Origin of the sequence: Roseateles violae (assembly GCF_030410485.1) — a bacterium.
GTDB lineage: Bacteria > Pseudomonadota > Gammaproteobacteria > Burkholderiales > Burkholderiaceae_C > Roseateles_D > Roseateles_D violae.
The window spans coordinates 450,101-471,697 of sequence record NZ_JAUHHC010000001.1; the positions used below are offsets into that span (position 1 = coordinate 450,101).

Sequence of the window (21,597 nt, forward strand, 5' to 3'; positions counted from 1 at the left end):
GCAAGCGCTCGCATCGAGTGCTTCGCAATGTAGGGCGCGGGCGAGGCGCACGCACTTGGGGTTTTCACTTGCGACACGCACCAATTTGGTGACGTGTGCATGCGCTCACTCTGCCGTGATCGCTTCCCGGACCGTGGTTTCCTCCAGGTCGGCGATGCACTCTTGTAGAAAACGGTAGACATAGCCGCGCAGATAGCGCCCACGTCGAACGGCAATCTTTGTCGTGTTTGAGCGAAACAGATGCGGCGTCGGCAGCAGGCGCAGGCCCGGGTCGCGGGTCGGATCGAAGGCCATCGCGGCGATGATGCCGACGCCCAGGCCCAGCTGCACATAGGTTTTGATGACATCGGCGTCGAGCGCCGACATGACGATGTCGGGCTCCAGGCCGGCGGCCGCAAAGGCGGCGTCGATGCCGGCGCGGCCGGTATAGCCCTCGTGATAGGTGATCAGCGGGTAGTCGGCGACCTGCTCCAGCGTCGGCGCCGCCAGCAGCGCCAGCGGGTGGCCGGTCGGCACGACCAGCGCGTGGTGCCAGTCGTAGAAGGGGAAGGTCACCAGCTGGTCGACCACGTCCAGCGCCTCGGTGGCGATACCGACATCGGCCTCCCCCGATTGCAGCAGCGCGACGATCTCGGCCGGGCTGCCCTGGTGCAGCACCAACTGCACCTTGGGGAACTCGGCCTTGAAGCGGGCGATGATCTGCGGCAGCGCATAGCGGGCCTGCGTGTGGGTGGTCGCGATCGTCAGGCGGCCGACATCGGCGCTGGAGAACTGCTCGGCCAGGCGCTTGATATTGCGCGCGTCGAGCAGCATGCGGTCGACGATGATGGCCAGCTCCTTGCCCGGCTCGGTCAGGCCCAGGAGGCGCTTGCCGCGGCGCTGGAACAGCTCGACGCCCAGCTCGTCCTCCAAGTCCTTGATGTGCTTGGACACACCCGACTGCGAGGTGAACAGCGCGGCGGCGACCTCGGTCAGGTTGAAGCCCTGCTGGACCGCCTCGCGGATGATGCGCAGTTGCTGGAAGTTCATATCGCTCGTTCTTGCTCGAAGCTGCTCAGGCGGGAGGCGGTCAGGCGCACCGGCTGGCCGGGCTGCAGATTCAGCGCGCGCGCCTCCTCGCGGCCCAGCTCGGCCTGCAGATGCTGGCCGCCGGGGCCGCGCAGCTCGACCCGGCTGGCGACGCCGAAGCTGAGCACGCGCTCGACCTCGGCCGCCCAGCCCTCGCCCTCGTGGGCGCCGGCGCCGTCGGCCAGCGTGTGGATGCGCAGATCGTGCGGCCGCACGAAGCCCTGCCGGCCCTCGCCCTCGAAGCGGTTGACCGCGCCCAGGAAGCCGTAGACGAAGGGCGTGGCCGGGTGTTCGTAGACCTCGGTCGGGCTGCCGACCTGCTCGACCTGGCCATGGTCCATCAGCACGACGCGGTCGGCCACCTCGAGCGCCTCTTCCTGGTCATGGGTGACGAAGAGGCTGGTGATGTGCAGCTCGTCGTGCAGGCGGCGCAGCCAGCGGCGCAGCTCCTTGCGCACCTTGGCGTCGAGCGCGCCGAAGGGTTCGTCGAGCAGCAGCACGCGCGGCTCGACGGCCAGCGCGCGGGCCAGCGCGATGCGCTGGCGCTGGCCGCCCGAGAGCTGCGGCGGGAAGCGGTCGGCCAGCCAGTCCAGCTGCACCAGCTGCAAGAGCTCCATCACCTTCTTGCGGATCACGTGCTCGGGCGGGCGCTGCTTGCGCGGCTTGACGCGCAAGCCGAAGGCGACGTTCTCGAACACCGTCATATGGCGGAACAGCGCGTAATGCTGGAACACGAAGCCGACCTGGCGCTCGCGCACATCGGTGTCGGAGGCGTCCTCGCCGTCCAGCAGCACCTGGCCGCTGTCGGCCGTTTCCAGGCCGGCGATGATGCGCAGCAAGGTCGTCTTGCCGCAGCCCGAGGGGCCCAGCAGCGCGACCAGCTCGCCGCTGGGGAAGTCCAGCGAGACGTCGCCCAGCGCGGTGAAGGCGCCGAAGGATTTATGGATATTGCGGACCTGGATGCTCATGGGGCGACTGCTTCCTGCGCCGCGATCTGCGCGCGCCATTCGATGAATTGCTTCAGCACCAGGGTCACCAGCGCCAGCAGCGCCAGCAGCGAGGCCACCGCGAAGGCGGCGGCGAACTGGTACTCGTTGTAGAGGATCTCGACATGCAGCGGCAGCGTGTTGGTCTGGCCGCGGATATGGCCGGAGACCACCGAGACGGCGCCGAACTCGCCGAAGGCGCGCGCATTGGCGAGCACGACGCCATAGAGCAGGCCCCATTTGACATTGGGCAGGGTCACGCGCCAGAAGGTCTGCCAGCCCCCGGCGCCCAGCACCGTCGCCGCCTCCTCCTCGTCGCGGCCCTGGGCCTGCATCAGCGGGATCAGCTCGCGGGCGACGAAGGGCACGGTGACGAACATGGTCGCCAGCACGATGCCCGGCACGGCAAAGACGATCTTCCACTCATGTTCCTGCAGCCAGGGGCCGAACCAGCCATTCGCGCCGAACAGCAGGATGTAGATCAGGCCGGCGACCACCGGCGAGACCGAGAAGGGCAGGTCGATCAGGCTGATCAGCAGCTGCTTGCCGCGGAAGTCGTGCTTGGTCACCGCCCAGGCGGCGCAGACGCCGAACACCAGGTTCAGCGGCACCGCGATCAGGGCGGCCAGCAGGGTCAGGTGCAGCGCCGACACCGCATCGGGCTCGACCAGGGCGGCGATGTAGACGTCCCAGCCCTTGCGCAAGGCCTCGACGAAGACGGTCAGCAGCGGCAGCAGCAGGAACAGCACGAAGAAGGCCAGGCCGATGGCCAGCAGCGTGCGACGCACCCAGGCCGGCTCGCGGGTGGCGGCATGGTCCTGGTGGCGGCGGGTGGAGGAAGCGGCGAGCTGCATCTCAGAGCTCCTCCCCATGGCGCCGCCCGCTCCAGGCCTGCAGGCCGTTGATGGCCAGCAGCAGCACGAAGGAGAAGATCAGCATCACCGCCGCGATCGCCGTCGCGCCGACATAGTCGTACTGCTCCAGCTTGGAGATGATCATCAGCGGCGTGATCTCGGAGACCAGCGGGATGTTGCCGGCGATGAAGATCACCGAGCCGTATTCGCCGACGGCGCGCGCGAAGGCCAGCGCGAAGCCGGTCAGCAGGGCCGGGGTCAGCATCGGCAGCACCACGCGGCGCAGGGTCTGCGTGCGGCTGGCGCCCAGCGAGGCGGCCGCCTCCTCGAGCTCGCTTTCCAGATCCTGCAGCACCGGCTGCACGGTGCGCACGACGAAGGGCAGGCCGATGAAGATCAGCGCCACCAGCACGCCCAGCGGCGTGAAGGCGACCTTCACACCCAGCGGCTCCAGCAGTTTGCCCAGCCAGCCATTGCCGGCGTACAGCGCCGTCAGTGCGATGCCGGCGACGGCGGTCGGCAAGGCAAAGGGCAGGTCGATCAGCGCATCGACGATCTTCTTGCCGGGAAATTCATAGCGCACCAGCGACCAGGCCAGGATCAGGCCGAACACCGTGTTGATCGCCGCGGCCAGCAGCGAGGCGCCGAAGCTCAGCCGGTAGGAGGCCAGCACCCGCGGCGAGCTCGCGGCGGCCCAGAATGCATCCCAGCCGGCCGAAAAGGACTTCAGAAAGATGGCCGACAGCGGGATCAGCACCAGCAGCGACAGATAGAACAGGGTGAAGCCCAGGCTGGCGCCGAAGCCGGGCAGCACGCGACGGCGCAGGCGGCGCGTGGCCGGCGCGCGGGCGGCGGCAGGCAGGGGCAGGGCGGCGGCATTGCTCATCGCGGGTCTTGTCGTCGGGCTTTTCGGGGCGGGACCGACAGCTTGCCAACAAGCGCTTATTCCAGGAACTACACATTTCAAATTTGCTTATCCATAAAAAGCATTCCCAAATTGCTGCAATGGCCGGGAACTTTTGCTGCCCGCCTTGCAATAGAGACAGGAAACCCGCCCGAACCGCCATGCCGCCGACCCCGACCGCCCCTCGCCGCCGCCCGCGGCGCCGTCCATGATGGGCTTCGTCCCCGCGGAACAGCGCGGCGCCGGGCCCCAGAGTGCGGCCGAGCTGGTCGAGTTGCTGGCGCGGCTGCGGCGCGGCGATGCCGATGCGCTGGAGCCGCTGTACCGGCGCGAGTCCGGGCCGGTCTACCGCTATGCGCTGGCGCTCAGCGGCAACGCGGCCTGGGCCGGCGACGCGATGCAGGACGCCTTTGTCGCGCTGGCGGCGCGGCCGGAGGGCTTCGACCCGCTGCGCGGCAGCTTGGGCGCCTATCTGGCCGGCATGGCGCGCCACAGCCTGTTGGCGCGCTGGCGCGAGGCGCGCCAGCAGCTCGCCGAGGCGCCGGACGAGGACGAGGCAGGCAGGGCAGACGCCGGCGGCGGTGCCGAGTCGCCGGAGGCGCTGCTGGTGCGCGCCCAGGACCAGGCCGAGCTCTGGCGCGCGATCCAGGCGCTGCCCTGGCCCTTTCGCGAGGCGCTGGTGCTGGTCGACCTGCAGGAACGCGCCTATATGGAGGCGGCCCGCATTGCCGGCGTCGAGATCAACACCTTGCGGACCCGGCTGCACCGGGCCCGCCAGCGTCTGGCGGCCTTGCTGAACGGCGCCGCCGCAGGAGTACAGCAGCGATGAGTAGCAAGATCAACGAGGACGGCCGGGCGCTGCGGCCGCTGGGCGACTGGCTGCTGGCCGGCGCCGACGAGCTGGCCCGCCAGCCGATTCCGCCGGCGCAGGAGGCCGCCACCCTGGCGGCGATGCGGCGCGCGCTGCGCGGCGATGCGAAGCCCGAGAGCTGGCTGGCCCGCTGGTGGCCGCGGCTGAGCCTGGCGCGGCCGCTGGCCTGGTCGGGCGCCGCCTGCTGCGCCTTTTTGCTGCTGGGCGCCGGCCTGCTGCTGAGCCTGGAGCCGCCGGCGCCGCAGGACGCGGTCGAGCGCCGCAGCGCCAGCGGCTTCCTGCCCCTGGTCTCCGGCGAGCGCTGGGCCAGCTATCTGCAGGAGGCCGAGGGCCAGGGTGCCCAGGTTGGCACCGCCTGGGTGGTCGCCACCGAGCTGCCGCGCGAACGGCTGGCGCTGCTGGGCCTGCCCTACGACCCGGCCCAGGCCGGCGAGCGCGTGCCGGCCGAACTGCTGATGCATGCGTCCGGCGATGTGCTGGCCGTGCGCCTGCTGCGCTGAAACCATTTCTTTATGACAACGATGAGGCCCGCGATGAACACCTCCACCCTGCTTCCCCCCGCCGCGCGCTTCGCGCCGCTGCTGCTGGCTGCCGGCTGCGCCGCCGCCTTCGCCCAGACGCCGGCGCCCGATGCCCAGGCGGCCCAGGCCGCCCGTGCGGCGCAGGAAGCGCAGGTCCATGCCCAGGCTCATGCGCAGGCCGCGGCCGCCGCCACGGTCGCCGCCACCGAGGCGCAGGCGGCCGCGCTGGCCGCCGAGGAGAACATGGCCTTCGTCCGCCATGAGCTGGGCCAGGAGCGCCTGGTCAAGGGCGCGCCCTACTGCGCCGATGCGCTGCACGAGACGGTGCAGCCGCTGGCCGACGGCAATCGCATCGTGCGCAGCCAGAGCACGCGGCTGTGCCGCGACGGTGAGGGCCGCACGCGCCAGGAGCTCGAGCGCAATGGCCGGCGCAATCTGGTCTATCTGCGCGACCCGGTCGCCAAGGAAAGCTGGGTGCTCGATGTCGAGCGCAAGACCGCGCGCAAGCTCGGCGCGGTGATGGCGCATGCCGAGATCGACAACGCCGCCTGGCGCGATTACGGCGAGCACATGCGCGAATGGGCGCAGAAGGTGCGCGAGCAGCTCAGGACCGGCGCGAGCTTGCCGCCGCATCCGCCGGCGCCGCCCGCCGCGCCGCTGCCGCCGGCCGCCCCACTGCCGGTCCTCATCACGCAGACCGAGAACGCCGGCAAGGACGCCCAGGGCCGCGAGCGCCGCGAGGTGCAGGTGCAGGTGATGCGCATCAACGGCGAGGGCACGCCCGGCTTGCCGCCGCTGCCGGCCGTGCAGGCGCCGCCCGCCGTCATGCTGCGCGCCGCCCATTTCGCGCCGCGCGGCGCCGGCACGGTGAGCTCGCTGGGCAGCAAGGAGATGGAAGGGCTGAAGCTCAATGGCGAACGCACCAGCTGGACCATCGAAGCCGGCAAGGTCGGCAACGAGAAGCCCATCGTCATCACCCGCGAGGTCTGGACCTCGCCCGAGCTGATGCTGACGGTGGCCACGCGCGACTTCGACCCGCGCAGCGGCGAGGTCAACTACCGGCTGCAGAACCTGAAGCGCGGCGAGCCCGATGCGGCACTGATGAAGGTGCCGGCCGACTACAGCATCGTGACGCCGCGCGCCGCGGCCCGGCCGGCGACACCGGCGATGCCGGCCAGGCCCGGCTCATCGGCCTCGACGGCAAAGGGCTGAGCGCAAGGCATTTGAAATCGTCCGCCGGGCCGCCCCAAGGACGATTTCAGGGGCAGCTGAGCGCGCGGCACGCCGCGCGTTCAGCTGCGCCCCCTCGGGGGGCGGCTCGCGCCGCGGCCCCAGGCCGCGCGCGAGCGGGGGCCCACAGTCACTCGATCCAATGCTCTCCGATCCACCCGACCGGCATCACGAAGCGGGTCAGGTGGCGCCAGAGCTTGGCCTCGTGGCGGCCGGGGCCGAAGCCGGCGCGCAGATGGGCGAGCCGCCCCGGATGGGCCGGCTGTTCCTCGGACCAGCGGCCCAGCTGCACATCGCTGGGATTCGGCCCGCCTGGGAAGGTGACGATCTTGGCGCCTTGCGGCAGGCGGGCTGGCATGAAGTAGCGCAGCGGAAACGGCGGCAGGCAGTGCAGGCGGAAATGTCGGGTCCAGGCCTCGGGCCAGAACTTGATGCCGCCGGGCACCGCCTCGGTGATGTAGTGCTGCTCGAAGCGGCAGCGGTCGGCGATGCCCTGCGGATTGGCGCGGAAATGCGCCAGGATCTGCGGATGGCGGCCGGCCGGGAAGCGGAACACCGAGGTCTGGCCCAGGCGCTGCAGCGGCTTGGCCCAGTTGCGCGCCAGGATCACGTCCTCAGGGTCGCCGTATGAAAAATAGCCATCGATGTTGTCGACGATGACCGAGTCGAGATCGATGAACAGCACCGGGCCGCTGAGGCCGGTCAGCGCCGGCAACTCTGCGCCCCAGAGCACCAGCTTGCGCCATTTGCCCATGCTGCGCTGTGGCGCCGCGCAGCCCAGCTCGGGCAGCGCATAGGCCTCGACCTCGCGGCGCAGGCCGCGCGCATCGTCGGTCAGGCAGACCAGGCGGAAGGGCCCGCTGATATTGCGGCGGACCATGCCGTAGAGGCGATTCACATAGTCGGGGCCGAACTTCTGGCCCCATTTCACGCAGATGATCTGCTTCATGTACTGCTCTCCCCGGGGCAACGTTGTTGTTGCGAAAATTTTAGGAAGCACGGGTTTCCCGGATGAACCGCAAGGTAAAGATCCGTAAAAAGCACGCTCCCAATCGCACGCGCGTCGTGGGATGGACAAGCAGATGGCGTGCCCGCCGTCGCGGAGCTCAGTCGGTGTAGCGCACCGTCTGCTCGCCGCGGCAGAAGCCGTACAGCTGCAGGCGTGCGCGGCGCGCGATGTCGACGGCCAGCGAGGTGGGCGCCGAGATCGTCGCCAGCGCCGGCACGCCCAGGCGCACGCACTTGAGCACCAGCTCGTAGCTGGCGCGGCTGCTCATCACGACGAAGCCGTCCTCGCAGGGCCGGCGCTCCAGCAGCAGGCGGCCGAGCAGCTTGTCCAGCGCGTTATGCCGGCCGACATCCTCCATCGCCAGCCGCAACTCGCCGTCCAGGCCGGCCCAGGCGGCCGCGTGGTGGGCACCGCTGCGCGCATTGAGCGGCTGCCAGGCCGGCAGCTGCTCGATCGCGCGCCGCACCGCGTCCGGCCTCACCGGCGCCGGCCGGCTCAGCGGCGCCGGGTCCAGTTCGAGGCTGCGCAGGCTGTCGATGCCGCAGAGACCGCAGCCGGTGCGGCCGGCCAGATTGCGGCGCTGCTCCTTCAGCCGCATCTCGGCGGCGGCGGCCACCTGCAGATGGACCTCGCAGCCGTCCGGCCCGTTCCGCAGCTCGATGCCGAAGCATTCCTCGCGCGCCCGCAGCAGGCCCTCGGACAGCGCGAAGCCCAGCGCGAAGGCCTCCAGATCGGCCGGCGTGGCCATCATCACCGCCTGCGAGATGCCGTTGAAGACCAGGGCCACCGGCGTCTCGACGGCCACCTCGTCGGCCTCGGCTTGGCCGCCGGCGCCGGCCAGGCGCTGCACCGTCAGCGCGCGCAGCGGCGCCGGCGCGGCGGCCTCGTCCGCGCCCGCCAGCGCGCGGCCGCGCTCGGTCAGATGGGCCAGCCAGCGGCCGCCCGGCTCGCATTCCAGCCGCACCCAGCCGGGGCCTTCGAGGCCGCCCAGCACCGCCTCGCCCAGCCCGCTGTACTCGCGCATCAGCACGCTGACGCCGACGCCCAGCCGCTTGGCCAGGCGGGTCAGCGCGACGCCGCGGCCGCCTCCTTCGTCGAGCTCGGCCAGCAGGCGCAGGCTCTCAGGCGGTGGCGGTCGAGACACGGAGCGTCACCGGGATCGACTTGGAGGTCGGCGTGCGCGCGCCGATCGCGAAGCTCTGCAGCGGCACCAGCGGATTGGTCTCCGGGTAGTAGCTGGCCAGGCAGCCGCGCGGGATGTCGTACTCGACCAGCAGGAAGCGCTCGGCCCGGCGCTGCTCGAAGCCGCCGGCGCCGTCGGCGTAGAGGCTGGTCAGGTCGACCCAGTCGCCGGCCTTGAGGCCGATCGCGCGCAGGTCCTCGGCGTTGATGAAGACCACCCGGCGATGGCCGTAGACGCCGCGGTAGCGGTCGTCCAGGCCGTAGATCGTCGTGTTGTACTGGTCGTGCGAGCGCACCGTCGCCAGCGCGAACACCGGCGTGTCGCGGCCGGTTGCGTCGCGCGCGCGATGCACCGCCGTGTCGGTCGGCACCGGATGGACGCGGAACTCGGCCTTGCCGGAATCGGTGGCCCAGACCCGCTCGCTGGCGGTGTTGCGCAGGCGGAAGCCGCCGGGCGTCCTGATCTTCTCGTTGAAGCCGGCGAAGTCGGGGAACACCGCCGCGATCTTGTCGCGGATCAGCGCATAGTCGCCGGCCAGCGCCAGCCAGGGCGTGCGGCTCTCGGGCAGGGTCGCGACAGCCAGGCGCGCGATCAGCATCGGCTCGGACAGCAGATGCTCGGAGGCCGGCGCGTTCAGGCCCATCGACAGATGGACCATGCTCATCGAATCCTCGACGGTGATGCCCTGCGGGCCCGCGGCCTGCACATCGATCTCGGTGCGGCCCAGCACCGGCAGCACCAGCGCGCGGCGGCCGTGCACCAGATGGCTGCGGTTGAACTTGGTCGCCACATGGACGGTCAGCTCGCAGCGGGCCAGGGCCCGCCAGGTGGCCGCCGTGTCCGGCGTCGCGGCGGCGAAATTGCCGCCCATCGCGATGAAGACCTTGGCGCGGCCGGCCAGCATCGCTTCGATCGCGCCGATGGTGTCGACGCCCGGCTCGCGCGGCGGCTCGAACTGGAACACCTCGCCCAGCCGGTCCAGAAAGGCCGCGGCCGGCTTCTCGTAGATGCCCATCGTGCGGTCGCCCTGCACATTGCTGTGGCCGCGCACCGGGCAGACGCCGGCGCCGGGCCGGCCCAGATGGCCGCGCAAGAGCAGCAGATTGGCGATCATCTGGATCGTCGCCACCGCATGGCGGTGCTGGGTGATACCCATGCCCCAGCAGCAGATCACGCGCTCGGCTTTGGCATAGATCGCGGCCGCCTCGTCGATTTGCGCCTTCGTCAGGCCCGACTCGGCAATGATCAAGTCCCAGGACTCGGCGCGCAGATCTTCGAGCAGCGCGTCGATACCGCTCGTGTGCGCGGCGATGAACGCCCGGTCCAGCAGGGGCTCGATCTCGTCCAGCTCGATCAGGCGCTTGCAGATGCCCTTCAGCGCGGCCAGGTCGCCGCCGATCTTCAGCTGGTAGTAGTGGCTGCTGATCGGCGTCGAGCCCAGCGTCGCCATCTCCAGCGCGTTCTGCGGATTGGCAAAGCGCTCCAGCCCGCGCTCGCGCAACGGGTTGAAGCTGACGATCTTCGCGCCCCGCTTGCTGGCTTCGCGCAGCTCGCCCAGCATGCGCGGATGGTTGGTGCCGGGGTTCTGGCCGAAGATGAAGATCGCGTCGGCCAGCTCGAAATCGTCCAGTGTCACCGTGCCCTTGCCGACGCCGATCGCCGCCTTCAGCGCGTCGCCGCTGGGCTCGTGGCACATATTCGAGCAGTCGGGGAAGTTGTTGGTGCCGAACTCGCGCACGAAGAGCTGGTAGAGGAAGGCGGCCTCGTTGCTGGTGCGGCCCGAGGTGTAGAAGATCGCCTCGTTCGGGTCGGCCAGCGCACGCAGCTCGCCGGCGATCAGGGCAAAGGCCTCGTCCCAGGCGATTGCGCGGTAGCGGTCGCTGCTCTGCTCATAGACCATGGGCTCGGTCAGCCGGCCCAGGCCTTCCAGCGCATGGTCCGACTCCTGCGCCCATTCGCTGACCGTGCGCGCGCCGATCACGGCCGGCGTCGCGCGCCGCGCGGTCGCTTCGGCGGCGACGGCCTTGACGCCGTTTTCGCAGAACTCGAAGGACGAGGTGTGCTTGCGGTCGGGCCAGGCGCAGCCGGGGCAGTCGAAGCCGTCCGGCTGGTTGGCCGACAGCAGGGTCTTGGCGCCCTTGGCGGCGATGCCCTGCTGGTGCAGATGGACGGCGACGCTCTTCAGCGCGCCCCAGCCGCCGGCCGGGCCGCCGTAGGCCTCGATCTTCTTGCCCTCGTTGCTGCTCTTGCTCATGGCGCCATTGTCGCCATTGCGCCGCGGCCCTGCTCGCGGACCCGGCTGGCAAAATGAGGCCCTCCTCCGCCCCGACCTGCCGCCCGCCGTGCTTCCTGCCGACCTCCGCGTGCTCTCGCTCATCCCGCCGATGACGCAGCTGAACACGCCCTACCCCTCGACCGCCTACCTGACCGGCTTTCTGCGCTCGCGCGGCTTCGATGCGCGGCAGGAGGACCTGGCGCTGGCGCTGATGCTGCGGCTGTTCTCGCGCGAGGGCCTGGCGGCGCTGCACGAGAAGGCGCGGGCGCTGGGCGATTCGCAGCGCACGCCCAGCGTGCAGGCTTTCGAGGCCGAGTACGAGCGCTACCGCACGACGATCACGCCGGTGATCGCCTTTCTGCAGGGCAAGGACCCGACCCTGGCGCACCGCATCAATGGCCGCCAGTTCCTGCCCGAGGGACCGCGCTTTGGCTCGCTGGACGTCTATATCGACGAGGACGGCGGCGATCCCTTGGCCTGGGCCTTCGGCGCTTTAGGCCTGCAGGACCGCGCCCGCCATCTGGCGACGCTCTATCTGAACGATCTGGCCGACGTGCTGCGCGAGGCGGTCGATCCGCGCTTCGAGTTCGTCCGCTATGCCGAGCAGCTGGCGACCAGCCAGCCGACCTTCGAGCCGCTGGCCCAGGCGCTGGCGGCGGCGCCGAATCTGGTCGATGAGGAGCTGCGCGCGCTGACGATGGCGGCTATCGAACGGCACCGGCCGCAGGTGGTGCTGGTCTCGGTGCCCTTCCCCGGCGCCGTCTACGCGGCCTTCCGCATCGCGCAGGCGATCAAGGCGCAGGACCCGGCCATCGTCACCGTGCTGGGCGGCGGCTTCGTCAACACCGAGCTGCGCGAGCTGAAGGAGCCGCGCGTGTTCGACTACTTTGATTACGTGACCCTGGATGCCGGCGAGCGGCCGCTGCTGGCGCTGCTCGAGCATGTCGCCGGCAAGCGCTCCAGGCAGCGCCTGGTCCGCAGCTTTGTCCGCGAGGACGGGGCGGTGAAGTACATCAACTTCGTCGAGCCCGACATCGCCTTCGCCGAGGTCGGCACGCCGACCTGGGACGGCCTGCCGCTGGACCGGTACCTGTCCCTGCTGGACATGCTGAACCCGATGAACCGGCTCTGGTCGGACGGGCGCTGGAACAAGCTGACGGTGGCGCATGGCTGCTACTGGAAGAAGTGCAGCTTCTGCGATGTCTCGCTGGACTACATCTCGCGCTACGAGGGCGCCTCGGCCGCGACCCTGGTGGACCGCATCGAGGCGATCGTCGCCGAGACCGGCCAGACCGGCTTCCACTTCGTCGACGAGGCCGCGCCGCCGAAGGCGCTGAAGGCCTTGGCGGCCGAGCTGCAGCAGCGCCAGCTGGGCATCTCCTGGTGGGGCAATATCCGCTTCGAGAAGTCGTTCACGCCGGAGCTGTGCCAGCAGCTGGCCGACAGCGGCTGCATCGCGATCTCGGGCGGGCTGGAGGTTGCCTCGGACCGCTTGCTGAAGCTGATGAAAAAGGGCGTCTCGGTCGAGCAGGTCGCGCGCGTCACGCGCGCCTTCACCGACGCCGGCATCCTGGTCCATGCCTATCTGATGTACGGCTTCCCGACGCAGACGGTGCAGGACACCGTGGACGCGCTCGAATACGTGCGCCAGCTCTTCGAGCAGGGCTGCATCCAGAGCGGCTTCTTCCACCGCTTCGCCTGCACCGTGCACTCGCCGGTCGGCCAGGCGCCGGAGGAATATGGCGTGACGCTGCTGCCGCTGCCGGACAGCCCGTTTGCCAAGAACGACGTCGGCTTCGTCGACCCGACGGGCGTCGACCACGATGCGATGGGCCAGGCGCTGAAGAAGGCGATCTACAACTTCATGCACGGCATCGGCCTGGAAGAAGACGTGCGCAGCTGGTTCAGCGTCAAGGTCCCCAAGCCTAGCGTGCACCGGCACCGGATCGCGCGCGCGCTGGCTCAGCCCTACTGAGCCTGGGCCCGGCCGGCGGGCCGGTTGTTTCGTCGCCACCAAGTGGCGATGATGGGGCGAAGAGGAGCCCGTCGCGCTCCTGCGAAGGAAGCAGGCATGAGCAAGCCAAAAGCGCCATCGTCGTCGCCGCCGCGTCCCGCCGTGCTCGACCTGATCGGCAACACGCCGCTGCTGCCGATCCAGCGCCTGGACACCGGCCGCTGCCAGCTCTTCCTGAAGCTGGAATCGCAGAACCCGGGCGGCTCGATCAAGGATCGCATCGGCCTGGCGATGATAGAAACGGCCGAGCGCGACGGGCGCCTGCAGCCCGGCGGCACCGTGGTCGAGGCGACCGCCGGCAACACCGGTCTAGGCCTGGCCCTGGTCGCGCGCGCCAAGGGCTACCGCGTCGCCCTGGTCGTGCCCGACAAGATGGCCAGCGAGAAGGTGCTGCAGCTGAAGGCGCTGGGCGCCGAGGTGCGCATCACCCGCAGCGATGTCGGCAAGGGCCATCCCGAGTACTACCAGGACTATGCGGCGCGGCTGGCCGCCGAGCTGCCCGGCGCCTGGTATGCCGACCAGTTCAACAACCCGGCCAACCCGCTGGCCCACGAGGCCACCACGGCGCCCGAGATCTGGCAGCAGATGGGCCACCGGCTCGACGCCATCGTCTGCGGCGTCGGCTCCGGCGGCACGATCACCGGCCTGTCGCGCTTCTTCGCCCGGGTGCAGCCGGCGGTGGAGATGGTGCTGGCCGACCCGGCCGGCTCCATCCTGAAGGACTTCGTCGAGACCGGCTCCTATGGCGAGGCCGGTTCCTGGGCCGTCGAGGGCATCGGCGAGGACTTCGTGCCGCCGATCGCCGACCTCAGCCGCGTGCGGCAGGCCTATAGCGTCAGCGACGCCGACAGCTTCGCCGCCGCGCGCGAGCTGTTCCGCGCCGAGGGCATCCTGGCCGGCTCGTCCAGCGGCACCCTGCTGGCGGCGGCGCTGCGCTTCTGCCGCGAGCAGAGCGAGCCGCGGCGCGTGGTCAGCTTCGTCTGCGACACCGGCACCCGCTATCTGTCCAAGGTCTACAACGACCATTGGATGTTCGACCAGGGGCTGTTGCAGCGCCAGACACTGGGCAATCTGCGCGACCTGATCTCGCGCCGCGTCGAGGACGGCGCCGTCATCAGCGTCGGCCCCGAGGACACGCTGGCCACCGCCTTCTCGCGCATGCGCCAGGCCGATGTCTCGCAGCTGCCGGTGCTGTCCAAGGGGCGGCTGGTCGGCCTGCTGGACGAGTCGGACCTGCTGACGCAGATGCACGAGGACTCGCGCCACTTCAAGGACCGCGTCGCCGAGGCGATGAGCACCGCGGTGACGACCCTGGCGCCCGATGCGCCGCTGGCCGAGCTGATCGCCCAGCTGAAGACCGGCCTGGTCGCCGTGATCGCCGACGAGCGCGCCTTCTACGGCCTGGTCACCCGCTTCGACCTCCTCAACCATCTGCGCAAAGGACTGGCATGACAAGCCATAGCAAGCCCCTCGCCTTCGACACCCGCGCGATCCACGGCGGCCAGCATCCGGATCCGCTGACCGGCGCGGTGATGCCGCCGATCTACGCGACCTCGACCTATCGCCAGCAAAGCCCCGGGGTGCACAAGGGCTACGAATACGGCCGCACGCACAACCCGACCCGCCAGGCCTACGAACGCGCGATCGCCGATCTGGAGGGCGGCGCGCAGGGCTATGCCTTCGCCTCGGGCCTGGCCGCGATGGCCACCCTGCTGGACAGCCTGCCGGCCGGCTCGCACATCGTCGCCGGCGACGATCTCTATGGCGGCAGCTACCGCCTGTTCGAGCGCGTGCGCCGGCACAGCGCTGGCCTGTCGGTGACTTATGTCGACAGCAGCGAGGCCGAGGCGGTGCGCGCGGCGCTGCGGCCCGAGACCCGGCTGATCTGGATCGAGACGCCCAGCAATCCGCTCTTGAAGCTGACCGACCTGGCGGCGGTTGGGCAGATCGCGCGCGCCCATGGCGGCGCGCTGGCGGTGGCCGACAACACCTTTGCCAGCCCCTGGTCGCAGCGGCCGCTGGAGCAGGGCTTCGATGTCGTGCTGCATTCGGCGACCAAGTACCTGAACGGCCACAGCGACGTGATCAGCGGCGTGCTGGTCGTCGGCGGCGAGCCGCGCCAGGCGGCGCTGCGCGAGCAACTGGAGTTCCTGCACAACGCGGTCGGCGCGGTGGCCGGCCCCTTCGACAGCTTCCTGGCCCTGCGCGGCCTGAAGACGCTGGCCCTGCGCATGCAGCGCCACAACGAAAGCGCGCTGCAGCTGGCCGAATGGCTGCAGACCGAACCCAAGGTGCGGCGCGTCCATTACCCGGGCCTGGCCAGCCATCCGCAGCATGCGCTGGGTCGGCGCCAGAGCCGTGGCGGCGGCGGCATGATCAGCGTGCAGCTCGATACCGACCTGGCCGGCGCGCGCCGCCTCCTCGAACGGGTGGAGATCTTCGCGCTGGCCGAGAGCCTGGGCGGCGTCGAAAGCCTGATCTCGCTGCCGGCGCTGATGACCCATGCCTCGATCCCGCCCGACAAGCGCGCCGCGCTGGGCATCACCGACGCGCTGGTGCGCATCTCGGTCGGGATCGAGGATGTGGAGGACCTGCGGCGCGACCTGGCCGCCGGTCTGGCCGCGATCTAGGGATGGCGACGGCAAGCGCGCCGGGCTGGCGGTTCAGGCTGAAGGCGGACGCTGGCCGGGCACCAGCAGGTGGCTAGCGGACCCGGGGGCTTGTACCAACCCGCGCCGCTCTACATGTGCGCAATGCCGGGTCAGAATCGCGAACCACTCATTCGCAGGCTCCCCAGCCCCGAAGCAACGACATGCAAGTTCAATTGGAGACTTGGTACATCCTTCGAGACGTCGTACGCGATGGTGACTGCTTGCGAGCTCGATTCGTCCCAGATTACTTCAGCGCAGAGGTAGCAGCGCCAGTGGTCGTCCTTGAGGTGGAAGCACCTAGTGATAGCGCAGATGCCGAAGCCAAACTCAATCGCTTCCGCGATGAGTACCTAATCGACCTCGACGTTTTGGAAGAGTCGGTTGAGCTTTGGGCCGAGCACGACGATGTGCCAGCCGTACTTCGCGGGCGGTCAATCTCCTACCGACGGACAGCCTATCTGGATTCGGATTTGCGCTGCCTCGTCGAGGAACTGAACAGGCATATCGAGAGCAACCAGTCCGAAATTGCGAAGCTGTTGGCTAGGCATCGGGAGGTGGAGTCCTTTGTCGTGGAGTTGATGCACAGGGCCCAGACCAAGCGGAGCATGACGACACGCCCAACGTCAGCGATTGACGCCCAAATGCAGATTCTGGAGCGAATCCTGGGCAAGCTTCGAGACGCTTAGACGTTGATAGGTCCTGAGGCGCGGGACCAAGCGCCCAGAGGCTATGGCCGCTTCCGCTGCGCAGTGGTCGACGGTCAACGTGACGTCGCCACCAGGCTGATTTCAGTCGTTCGCGAGTCAGGCCCCGAGCGGCAGCTTCCGCTCCAGAGCCGAAGTTCATTGAACTTCGGTACTAGGCTGAACCAAGTCATACGAGGCCGGCACCCTGAGCGACTGCAGCTGATATCACGGGCCATTCGGTGACCGCGACTGGAATGACCGCTGTGCACCCGAGACCGAGCGCTCGATGGGGACGGAGGCCGAGTCGGTCTGGATGACCGGTCCGGCCTCTATCGAACTGACGCTACTGATCCATGCCGGTCAATCGGACTACGGCCGGAGTTGCCCGCTGGATATTTCAGTCCTTCGCGAAACCTGGCGCACCGCAGGGCGACCTGAGCCGCCTTGTTGCTCTTCGGCCGTCTGACGCACTCTTGAAATGCATTGGCCTGCTCCTAATTACGATGCGACCGGCTGGATGTCCCGGCCGGTGAACACCACTGAACGGAGATCAAGCCATGTTTCATTCATTGCTGACCCATCCGAACAGCCTGTTCGGACAATTCGATCGCCTGCAACGCGAACTCGACGACATCTTCGGCACGTCAGGGCTGCCCAGCAGCATCCGCTCGGTCGCGAGCGGCACCGTGCCGCAGATCAACGTGGGGCGCACGCCTCAGAGTGTGGAGATCTACGCCTTCGCCCCCGGCCTGGATGTCAGCAAGATCGAGGTCACCCTGGATCGCGGCGTGCTGCGCCTGGCCGGCGAACACGTGCAACCGGACGCGGACAGCGAGCGCCGGCGCTTCTACGCAAGGGAGCGCGCCACCGGGCGCTTCGACCGCAGCGTCACGCTGCCGGATGACGTCGATCCCGACCACGTCAAGGCCAGCTACCGCGACGGCGTGCTGCAGGTCAGCATCGCGCGCCGCGAAGCCGCGCAACCCAAGCGCATCGCCATCCAGTAATCGCCTTCATCGAGGAGCCAACATCATGAGCAAGGAGATCACACAAAGCGACAAGCAACAGACGGCCCTGGACAGCACGGTCAACGAGCGCGCGGTGGCACCGGCCGTGGACGTCTTCGAGGACGAGACCTGCATCACGCTGCTGGCCGACATGCCCGGCGTGCCACGTGACCAGCTCGAGCTGCATGTGGAGGGCGACACCCTCCTCATCGAGGGGCGGGTCCAGCCGCAGACGCCCAACGGCCTGGAGGCCATCTACGCCGAACTGCGCGTACCGCGCTGGCGCCGCAGCTTCACGCTCAGCCGTGAACTGGACACGTCCAAGGTCGATGCCAGCCTCAAGGACGGCGTGCTGACGCTGCGCATTCCCAAACAGGCGCATGCGCAGCCCAGGCGCATCGCCGTCAGCGCGGGCTGAACGGAGGGCCGAAACCATGACCAACTTCGCCGAGCAGTTGAAGCATGGCGCCGGCCAGGCCTGGGATTCGCTGACGGAGGGCTGGCGCGAACTCGGCGCGCGGGCCAGCGGCGCATTGACGCGCTTCTGGGCCGACGACGTCAAGGCGTCCAACGCCAGCGGCGACAAACCAGACACGACCGGCGCCGGGGACCTCGGGCTGCCTCCCAATCGCTGGGCCTTCCTGGCAGTCGACGTCTACGGCGCGCACGACAAGCTGGTCGTGCGCATCGAGGCGCCCGGCATGGCGCAGGAGGACTTCCAGATAGAAATGAGCGCCCCCGAAATGCTCTGCGTGCTGGGCCGCAAGCGCTACGACCCCGAGCGCGCGAATAGCAGCTATGCGCTGCTGCAGTGCGCGTACGGCACCTTCCGGCGGGACATCCAGCTGCCGGTGCCTGTGGACGTCGATCGCGCGAAGGCCACGTACGAGGCCGGCGTGCTGCGCATCGAACTGCCGCGCAAGCAGCTGGCACCGCATCGCCGCATCGAGGTGCGCGGCGCCTGAGGCTGCTCATGCGCAGCCTGCTGTGCTCACGGCCCAGTTCCGCCTGCAGCGGACGGCCGTGGGCACGGCGTTCTTCCGCTAATGCAAGTCGGGGTCGATAGCGAGCGTCGCCCCCCTTGATTTTTGGCGCGGAGATGTCAAAAAATTGCGCCGTCTGTTCGAGTTTCCATCTGGTGGACCATGATCTTCGACATCATCCGGCAGCAGGTGGAGGTCTTGCGCAGGCCTCTGGCCGCCGTCGTGCTCAGCACGCTCCCGCGCAGATCTTCGCCCTTGCTGCTCCTGCTTCATTGGCATGGCTTTGCGGTCGACGAGCGGCAACGCGCGCCGCCGCATGACTCGGCCGACCCCTGGCCCCGGGTGGCGCTGCCCAGTTCGGTGCTGCAGCTCAACCAAGCCTGGGCCGATCTGGCGCAGATCGACGAGCAGATACTCGACGCTGCGTGGCAACAGGGGGCCTGGAATCTGGTGCGGGAAGAGCATCGCGGCTGCAACGTCGTTGGCGCTTCGGTGCAGGAGGCCCTTGCATGCCGACAGGCGTTCGGCGACAACCCGTTCGATCCCGCCGACGAGACACAACGCGCCGTCGAGGCGCCGGACCGGGAAGCCATGCGGGACATCGCGGCCCGAACCGGCTATGTGCGCTGGCACTTCAGGCCGGTGGCCGATGGCCTGTGGCGTGGCGCAGGGCAGGACGACAGCCTGATGCCAGATGGCCGCCGCCTGCCTCCTTGCCCGGTGGCGCCCAAGGCCGCCGTGGGCACGCGAGTCTCGCGCAGCAGCTATCAGCTAGGACGCATGGATCGAATCGTCTTGCCGTGATCGCTCCGGTGGTTGTAGATCAGGCCGTCGTAGGCGGGAGGTCTTGAAATCTCCGGCGCCGGCACTAGATCACTGACCGGTCGGAATCGGCAGCGCTGACGTCCCCAACCGCAGCCTCGGTTCCGCCAACCTTTGTCAATCATCTGCCATCTGAAAGGAGACCCAAGATGCAAATCCGTCCCCTCTACGACCGCATCATTGTCAAGCGCATCGACCCGCTGCGTCAGACCGCCTCCGGCATCGTCATCCCCGACACCGCCGCCGAGAAACCCGAGCAGGGCGAGGTCATCGCCGTCGGCACCGGCCGCCTGCTGCAGGACGGCTCCGTGCGGCCGCTGCAGCTCCAGCCCGGCGAGCGGGTGCTGTTCGGCAAGTACGCAGGCCAGACGGTCAAGCTCGACGACCAGGAACTGCTGGTCCTGCGCGAAGAAGACGTTCTCGGGGTGATTGAGGCCAGCGCTGCGGCGCCGACCCTCAGGGCCGCCTGAGACAGTTCATTCATCAAATCCCATCCCTCAACTTCAAGGAGATTCAAGGAGTAAAGCCATGGCTGCCAAGGAAGTTCAATTCCGTGACGAAGCCCGTGCCCGCATCGTGAAGGGCGTCAATATCCTCGCTGAGGCCGTCAAGGTCACCCTCGGCCCCAAGGGGCGCAACGTCGTGCTGGAGCGCAGCTTCGGCGCGCCAGTGATCACCAAGGATGGCGTATCGGTCGCCAAGGAGATCGAACTGCGCGACAAGCTCGAGAACATGGGCGCGCAGATGCTGAAGCAGGTCGCCTCCAAGACTGGCGACGTGGCCGGCGATGGCACCACCACGGCCACCGTGCTGGCGCAGGCCATCGTGATCGAAGGCATGAAGCTCGTGGCCACCGGTATGAACCCGATGGACCTCAAGCGCGGCATCGACAAGGCCTGCGAAACGGTCGTCGCGGAACTCAAGAAGCTGTCCAAGCCCTGCTCGACGAGCAAGGAGATCGCGCAGGTGGGTGCGCTGTCAGCCAACTCCGACCCTGCCATCGGCGACCTGATTGCCCAGGCGATGGAGAAGGTTGGGCAGCACGGCGTCATCACGGTCGAAGACGGCAAGTCGCTGGAGAGTGAGCTCGACGTCGTCGAGGGCATGCAGTTCGACCGCGGCTATCTGTCACCTTACTTCATCAACAACCCCGATAAGCAGACCGCCGTGCTGGACGACCCGGCCATCCTGCTGTGCGACAAGAAGATCTCGAACATCCGCGAACTCTTGCCGGTGCTCGAGGAGGTCGCCAAGGCCGGTCGACCGCTGCTGATCGTCGCGGAAGAAGTGGAAGGCGAGGCGCTGGCCACCCTGGTGGTCAACAGCATGCGGGGCATCCTCAAGGTCGCGGCGGTGAAGGCACCGGGCTTCGGTGATCGCCGCAAGGCCATGCTCCAGGATATCGCGGTGCTCACCGGTGCCACGGTGATCGCGGAGGAGGTCGGCAAGCAGCTCGAGAAGGCAACGCTGGCGGACCTGGGCCGCGCGCGCCGCGTGGACATCCACAAGGACGCCACGACCATCATCGATGGCGCCGGAACGCCCGAGCAGATCGAAGCCCGCCGCAAGACCATTGCCGCCGAGATCGAGAACGCCAGTTCCGACTACGACCGCGAGAAGCTGCAGGAGCGCCTAGCCAAGCTGTCGGGCGGCGTGGCCGTTATCCGCGTGGGCGCCGCCACCGAGGTCGAGATGAAGGAGAAGAAGGACCGCGTCGACGATGCGCTGCATGCCACGCGGGCGGCTGTCGAGGAAGGCATCGTCCCTGGCGGCGGCGTGGCGCTGCTGCGCGCTTGCCGCTCACTGGATGCGCTGCGCGGCTCGAACGCCGACCAGGATGCCGGCATCGGCATCGTGCGGAGGGCGCTGGAAGCCCCACTTCGGGCGATCAGCGCGAATGCCGGCGATGAGCCGTCCGTCGTCGTCGATCGCGTCATGCGCGGTGAAGGCAACCACGGCTACAACGCTGCCACCAGTGAGTACGGCGATCTGCTGGCCATGGGTGTCATCGACCCCACCAAGGTGACCCGCTCGGCCTTGCAAAACGCGGTCTCGGTCGCCGGACTGATCCTGACCACCGACGCCACGGTGGCCGAGCAGCCGAAGGAGACCAGGTCGCCAGTGCCGGCCGACACGGAGTTCTGACATGGACCGGCCCACGACCTCGCGCCCCGAACGGTCCGCGACGGAAGCGGGCCATTGGGGTAGGGCGGGCGGCGCGAGGGTGATTGCCCGTAGCAGGCAGTTGCCCGTCTTGCTCCAGCCCGCCCCGCTTCCAGCAAGAGAACTTCAGGCCTTGCGCGCGTGGCTGGCAGGCTCTGCGGCGTTGCGGCCTGATGAGGCCCGGCGCCTGCTGGAGCAGGCCGTCGACGGCCGTCAGCTGGTCGACGAACCGGCCTTGCACTGGCGGGCCGTGAAGGCACGCGTCGCGGGCGCTTCCAACTGGGCTCAGATGGGCTTTCGGCTGATGCTCAACTAGCGAAAGCTGGGCGTCATTTGCACTCGGGCGCGCCGGGAGACCTTTGATACCCGG

The 21,597-nt window shown here is 68.9% G+C and carries 21 protein-coding genes; 14 read left to right on the forward strand and 7 right to left on the reverse strand.

Annotated elements, in window-relative coordinates:
- Window positions 1–105: 105 nt before the first annotated feature.
- Genes QWJ38_RS01925 through cysT form a run of 4 tightly spaced genes read right to left on the reverse strand, consistent with a single transcriptional unit; the run spans window position 106 to window position 3,794 of the window.
- Entirely contained in the window at window positions 106–1,029 is a 924-nt protein-coding gene (locus QWJ38_RS01925; protein WP_290357347.1) for a CysB family HTH-type transcriptional regulator, read from the reverse strand.
- On the reverse strand, window positions 1,026–2,036 hold the full coding sequence (locus tag QWJ38_RS01930) for a sulfate/molybdate ABC transporter ATP-binding protein (RefSeq protein ID WP_290357348.1): 1,011 nt from the start codon (window positions 2,034–2,036) through the stop codon (window positions 1,026–1,028). Before QWJ38_RS01930 ends, QWJ38_RS01925 begins: the two co-directional genes overlap by 4 nt.
- Complete coding sequence (gene cysW / locus QWJ38_RS01935; protein ID WP_290357349.1) at window positions 2,033–2,908, reverse strand: sulfate ABC transporter permease subunit CysW; 876 nt, start codon at window positions 2,906–2,908, stop codon at window positions 2,033–2,035. The genes QWJ38_RS01930 and cysW overlap by 4 nt, the downstream gene beginning before the upstream one ends.
- 1 nt (window position 2,909) lies before the next feature.
- Entirely contained in the window at window positions 2,910–3,794 is an 885-nt protein-coding gene (cysT, locus tag QWJ38_RS01940) for a sulfate ABC transporter permease subunit CysT (protein WP_290357350.1), read from the reverse strand.
- A gap of 226 nt (window positions 3,795–4,020) precedes the next feature.
- Here cysT and QWJ38_RS01945 point away from each other — a divergent pair, with 226 nt between their 5' ends.
- The 3 genes from QWJ38_RS01945 to QWJ38_RS01955 are packed head-to-tail and all read left to right on the forward strand — an operon-like array spanning window position 4,021 to window position 6,416.
- Window positions 4,021–4,641 carry an RNA polymerase sigma factor gene (locus QWJ38_RS01945; protein ID WP_290357351.1) on the forward strand — a complete coding sequence of 207 codons (621 nt, stop codon included), beginning with the start codon at window positions 4,021–4,023 and terminating at the stop codon, window positions 4,639–4,641.
- Window positions 4,638–5,183, forward strand: a complete 546-nt coding sequence (locus QWJ38_RS01950) for a hypothetical protein (RefSeq protein WP_290357352.1) — start codon at window positions 4,638–4,640, stop codon at window positions 5,181–5,183. Before QWJ38_RS01945 ends, QWJ38_RS01950 begins: the two co-directional genes overlap by 4 nt.
- 33 nt (window positions 5,184–5,216) lie before the next feature.
- Window positions 5,217–6,416, forward strand: a complete 1,200-nt coding sequence (locus tag QWJ38_RS01955; RefSeq protein ID WP_290357353.1) for a hypothetical protein — start codon at window positions 5,217–5,219, stop codon at window positions 6,414–6,416.
- Between the two features lie 148 nt (window positions 6,417–6,564).
- Here QWJ38_RS01955 and QWJ38_RS01960 read toward each other — a convergent pair whose 3' ends face one another.
- The 3 genes from QWJ38_RS01960 to QWJ38_RS01970 form a co-directional block, all read right to left on the reverse strand.
- The gene (locus tag QWJ38_RS01960) at window positions 6,565–7,383 is read right to left on the reverse strand and encodes a glycosyl transferase (protein WP_290357354.1); all 819 of its coding nucleotides are present in this window, start codon (window positions 7,381–7,383) and stop codon (window positions 6,565–6,567) included.
- A gap of 157 nt (window positions 7,384–7,540) precedes the next feature.
- Window positions 7,541–8,587, reverse strand: a complete 1,047-nt coding sequence (gene fdhD, locus QWJ38_RS01965; protein ID WP_290357355.1) for a formate dehydrogenase accessory sulfurtransferase FdhD — start codon at window positions 8,585–8,587, stop codon at window positions 7,541–7,543.
- On the reverse strand, window positions 8,565–10,880 hold the full coding sequence (locus QWJ38_RS01970; protein ID WP_290357356.1) for an FdhF/YdeP family oxidoreductase: 2,316 nt from the start codon (window positions 10,878–10,880) through the stop codon (window positions 8,565–8,567). The genes fdhD and QWJ38_RS01970 overlap by 23 nt, the downstream gene beginning before the upstream one ends.
- Before the next feature lie 130 nt (window positions 10,881–11,010).
- On the opposite strand from QWJ38_RS01970, the gene QWJ38_RS01975 reads away from it, so the two are divergent.
- The 11 genes from QWJ38_RS01975 (at window position 11,011) to QWJ38_RS02025 (ending at window position 21,543) form a co-directional block, all read left to right on the forward strand.
- Window positions 11,011–12,876 (forward strand): B12-binding domain-containing radical SAM protein, encoded by a 1,866-nt coding sequence (locus QWJ38_RS01975; protein ID WP_290357357.1) that lies wholly within the window; start codon window positions 11,011–11,013, stop codon window positions 12,874–12,876.
- A gap of 96 nt (window positions 12,877–12,972) precedes the next feature.
- Window positions 12,973–14,367, forward strand: coding sequence for a cystathionine beta-synthase (locus QWJ38_RS01980; protein ID WP_290357358.1), 1,395 nt, complete (start codon window positions 12,973–12,975; stop codon window positions 14,365–14,367).
- Entirely contained in the window at window positions 14,364–15,545 is a 1,182-nt protein-coding gene (locus tag QWJ38_RS01985) for a trans-sulfuration enzyme family protein (protein ID WP_290357359.1), read from the forward strand. The genes QWJ38_RS01980 and QWJ38_RS01985 overlap by 4 nt, the downstream gene beginning before the upstream one ends.
- A 182-nt stretch (window positions 15,546–15,727) precedes the next feature.
- Window positions 15,728–16,252, forward strand: a complete 525-nt coding sequence (locus QWJ38_RS01990; RefSeq protein WP_290357360.1) for a hypothetical protein — start codon at window positions 15,728–15,730, stop codon at window positions 16,250–16,252.
- A 557-nt stretch (window positions 16,253–16,809) separates the two neighbouring features.
- The gene (locus tag QWJ38_RS01995; RefSeq protein ID WP_290357361.1) at window positions 16,810–17,259 is read left to right on the forward strand and encodes an Hsp20/alpha crystallin family protein; all 450 of its coding nucleotides are present in this window, start codon (window positions 16,810–16,812) and stop codon (window positions 17,257–17,259) included.
- A gap of 25 nt (window positions 17,260–17,284) precedes the next feature.
- The gene (locus QWJ38_RS02000) at window positions 17,285–17,677 is read left to right on the forward strand and encodes an Hsp20/alpha crystallin family protein (RefSeq protein ID WP_290357362.1); all 393 of its coding nucleotides are present in this window, start codon (window positions 17,285–17,287) and stop codon (window positions 17,675–17,677) included.
- Window positions 17,678–17,693: 16 nt separating this feature from the next.
- On the forward strand, window positions 17,694–18,224 hold the full coding sequence (locus QWJ38_RS02005; protein ID WP_290357363.1) for an Hsp20/alpha crystallin family protein: 531 nt from the start codon (window positions 17,694–17,696) through the stop codon (window positions 18,222–18,224).
- A gap of 180 nt (window positions 18,225–18,404) precedes the next feature.
- Window positions 18,405–19,046 carry a diguanylate cyclase gene (locus QWJ38_RS02010; protein WP_290357364.1) on the forward strand — a complete coding sequence of 214 codons (642 nt, stop codon included), beginning with the start codon at window positions 18,405–18,407 and terminating at the stop codon, window positions 19,044–19,046.
- A 167-nt stretch (window positions 19,047–19,213) separates the two neighbouring features.
- Window positions 19,214–19,534, forward strand: coding sequence for a co-chaperone GroES (locus QWJ38_RS02015; RefSeq protein WP_290357365.1), 321 nt, complete (start codon window positions 19,214–19,216; stop codon window positions 19,532–19,534).
- 58 nt (window positions 19,535–19,592) lie between these two features.
- Window positions 19,593–21,209 carry a chaperonin GroEL gene (gene groL, locus QWJ38_RS02020; RefSeq protein ID WP_290357366.1) on the forward strand — a complete coding sequence of 539 codons (1,617 nt, stop codon included), beginning with the start codon at window positions 19,593–19,595 and terminating at the stop codon, window positions 21,207–21,209.
- A 151-nt stretch (window positions 21,210–21,360) separates the two neighbouring features.
- Window positions 21,361–21,543 carry a hypothetical protein gene (locus QWJ38_RS02025; protein WP_290357367.1) on the forward strand — a complete coding sequence of 61 codons (183 nt, stop codon included), beginning with the start codon at window positions 21,361–21,363 and terminating at the stop codon, window positions 21,541–21,543.
- The last annotated feature ends 54 nt before the right edge of the window (window positions 21,544–21,597 follow it).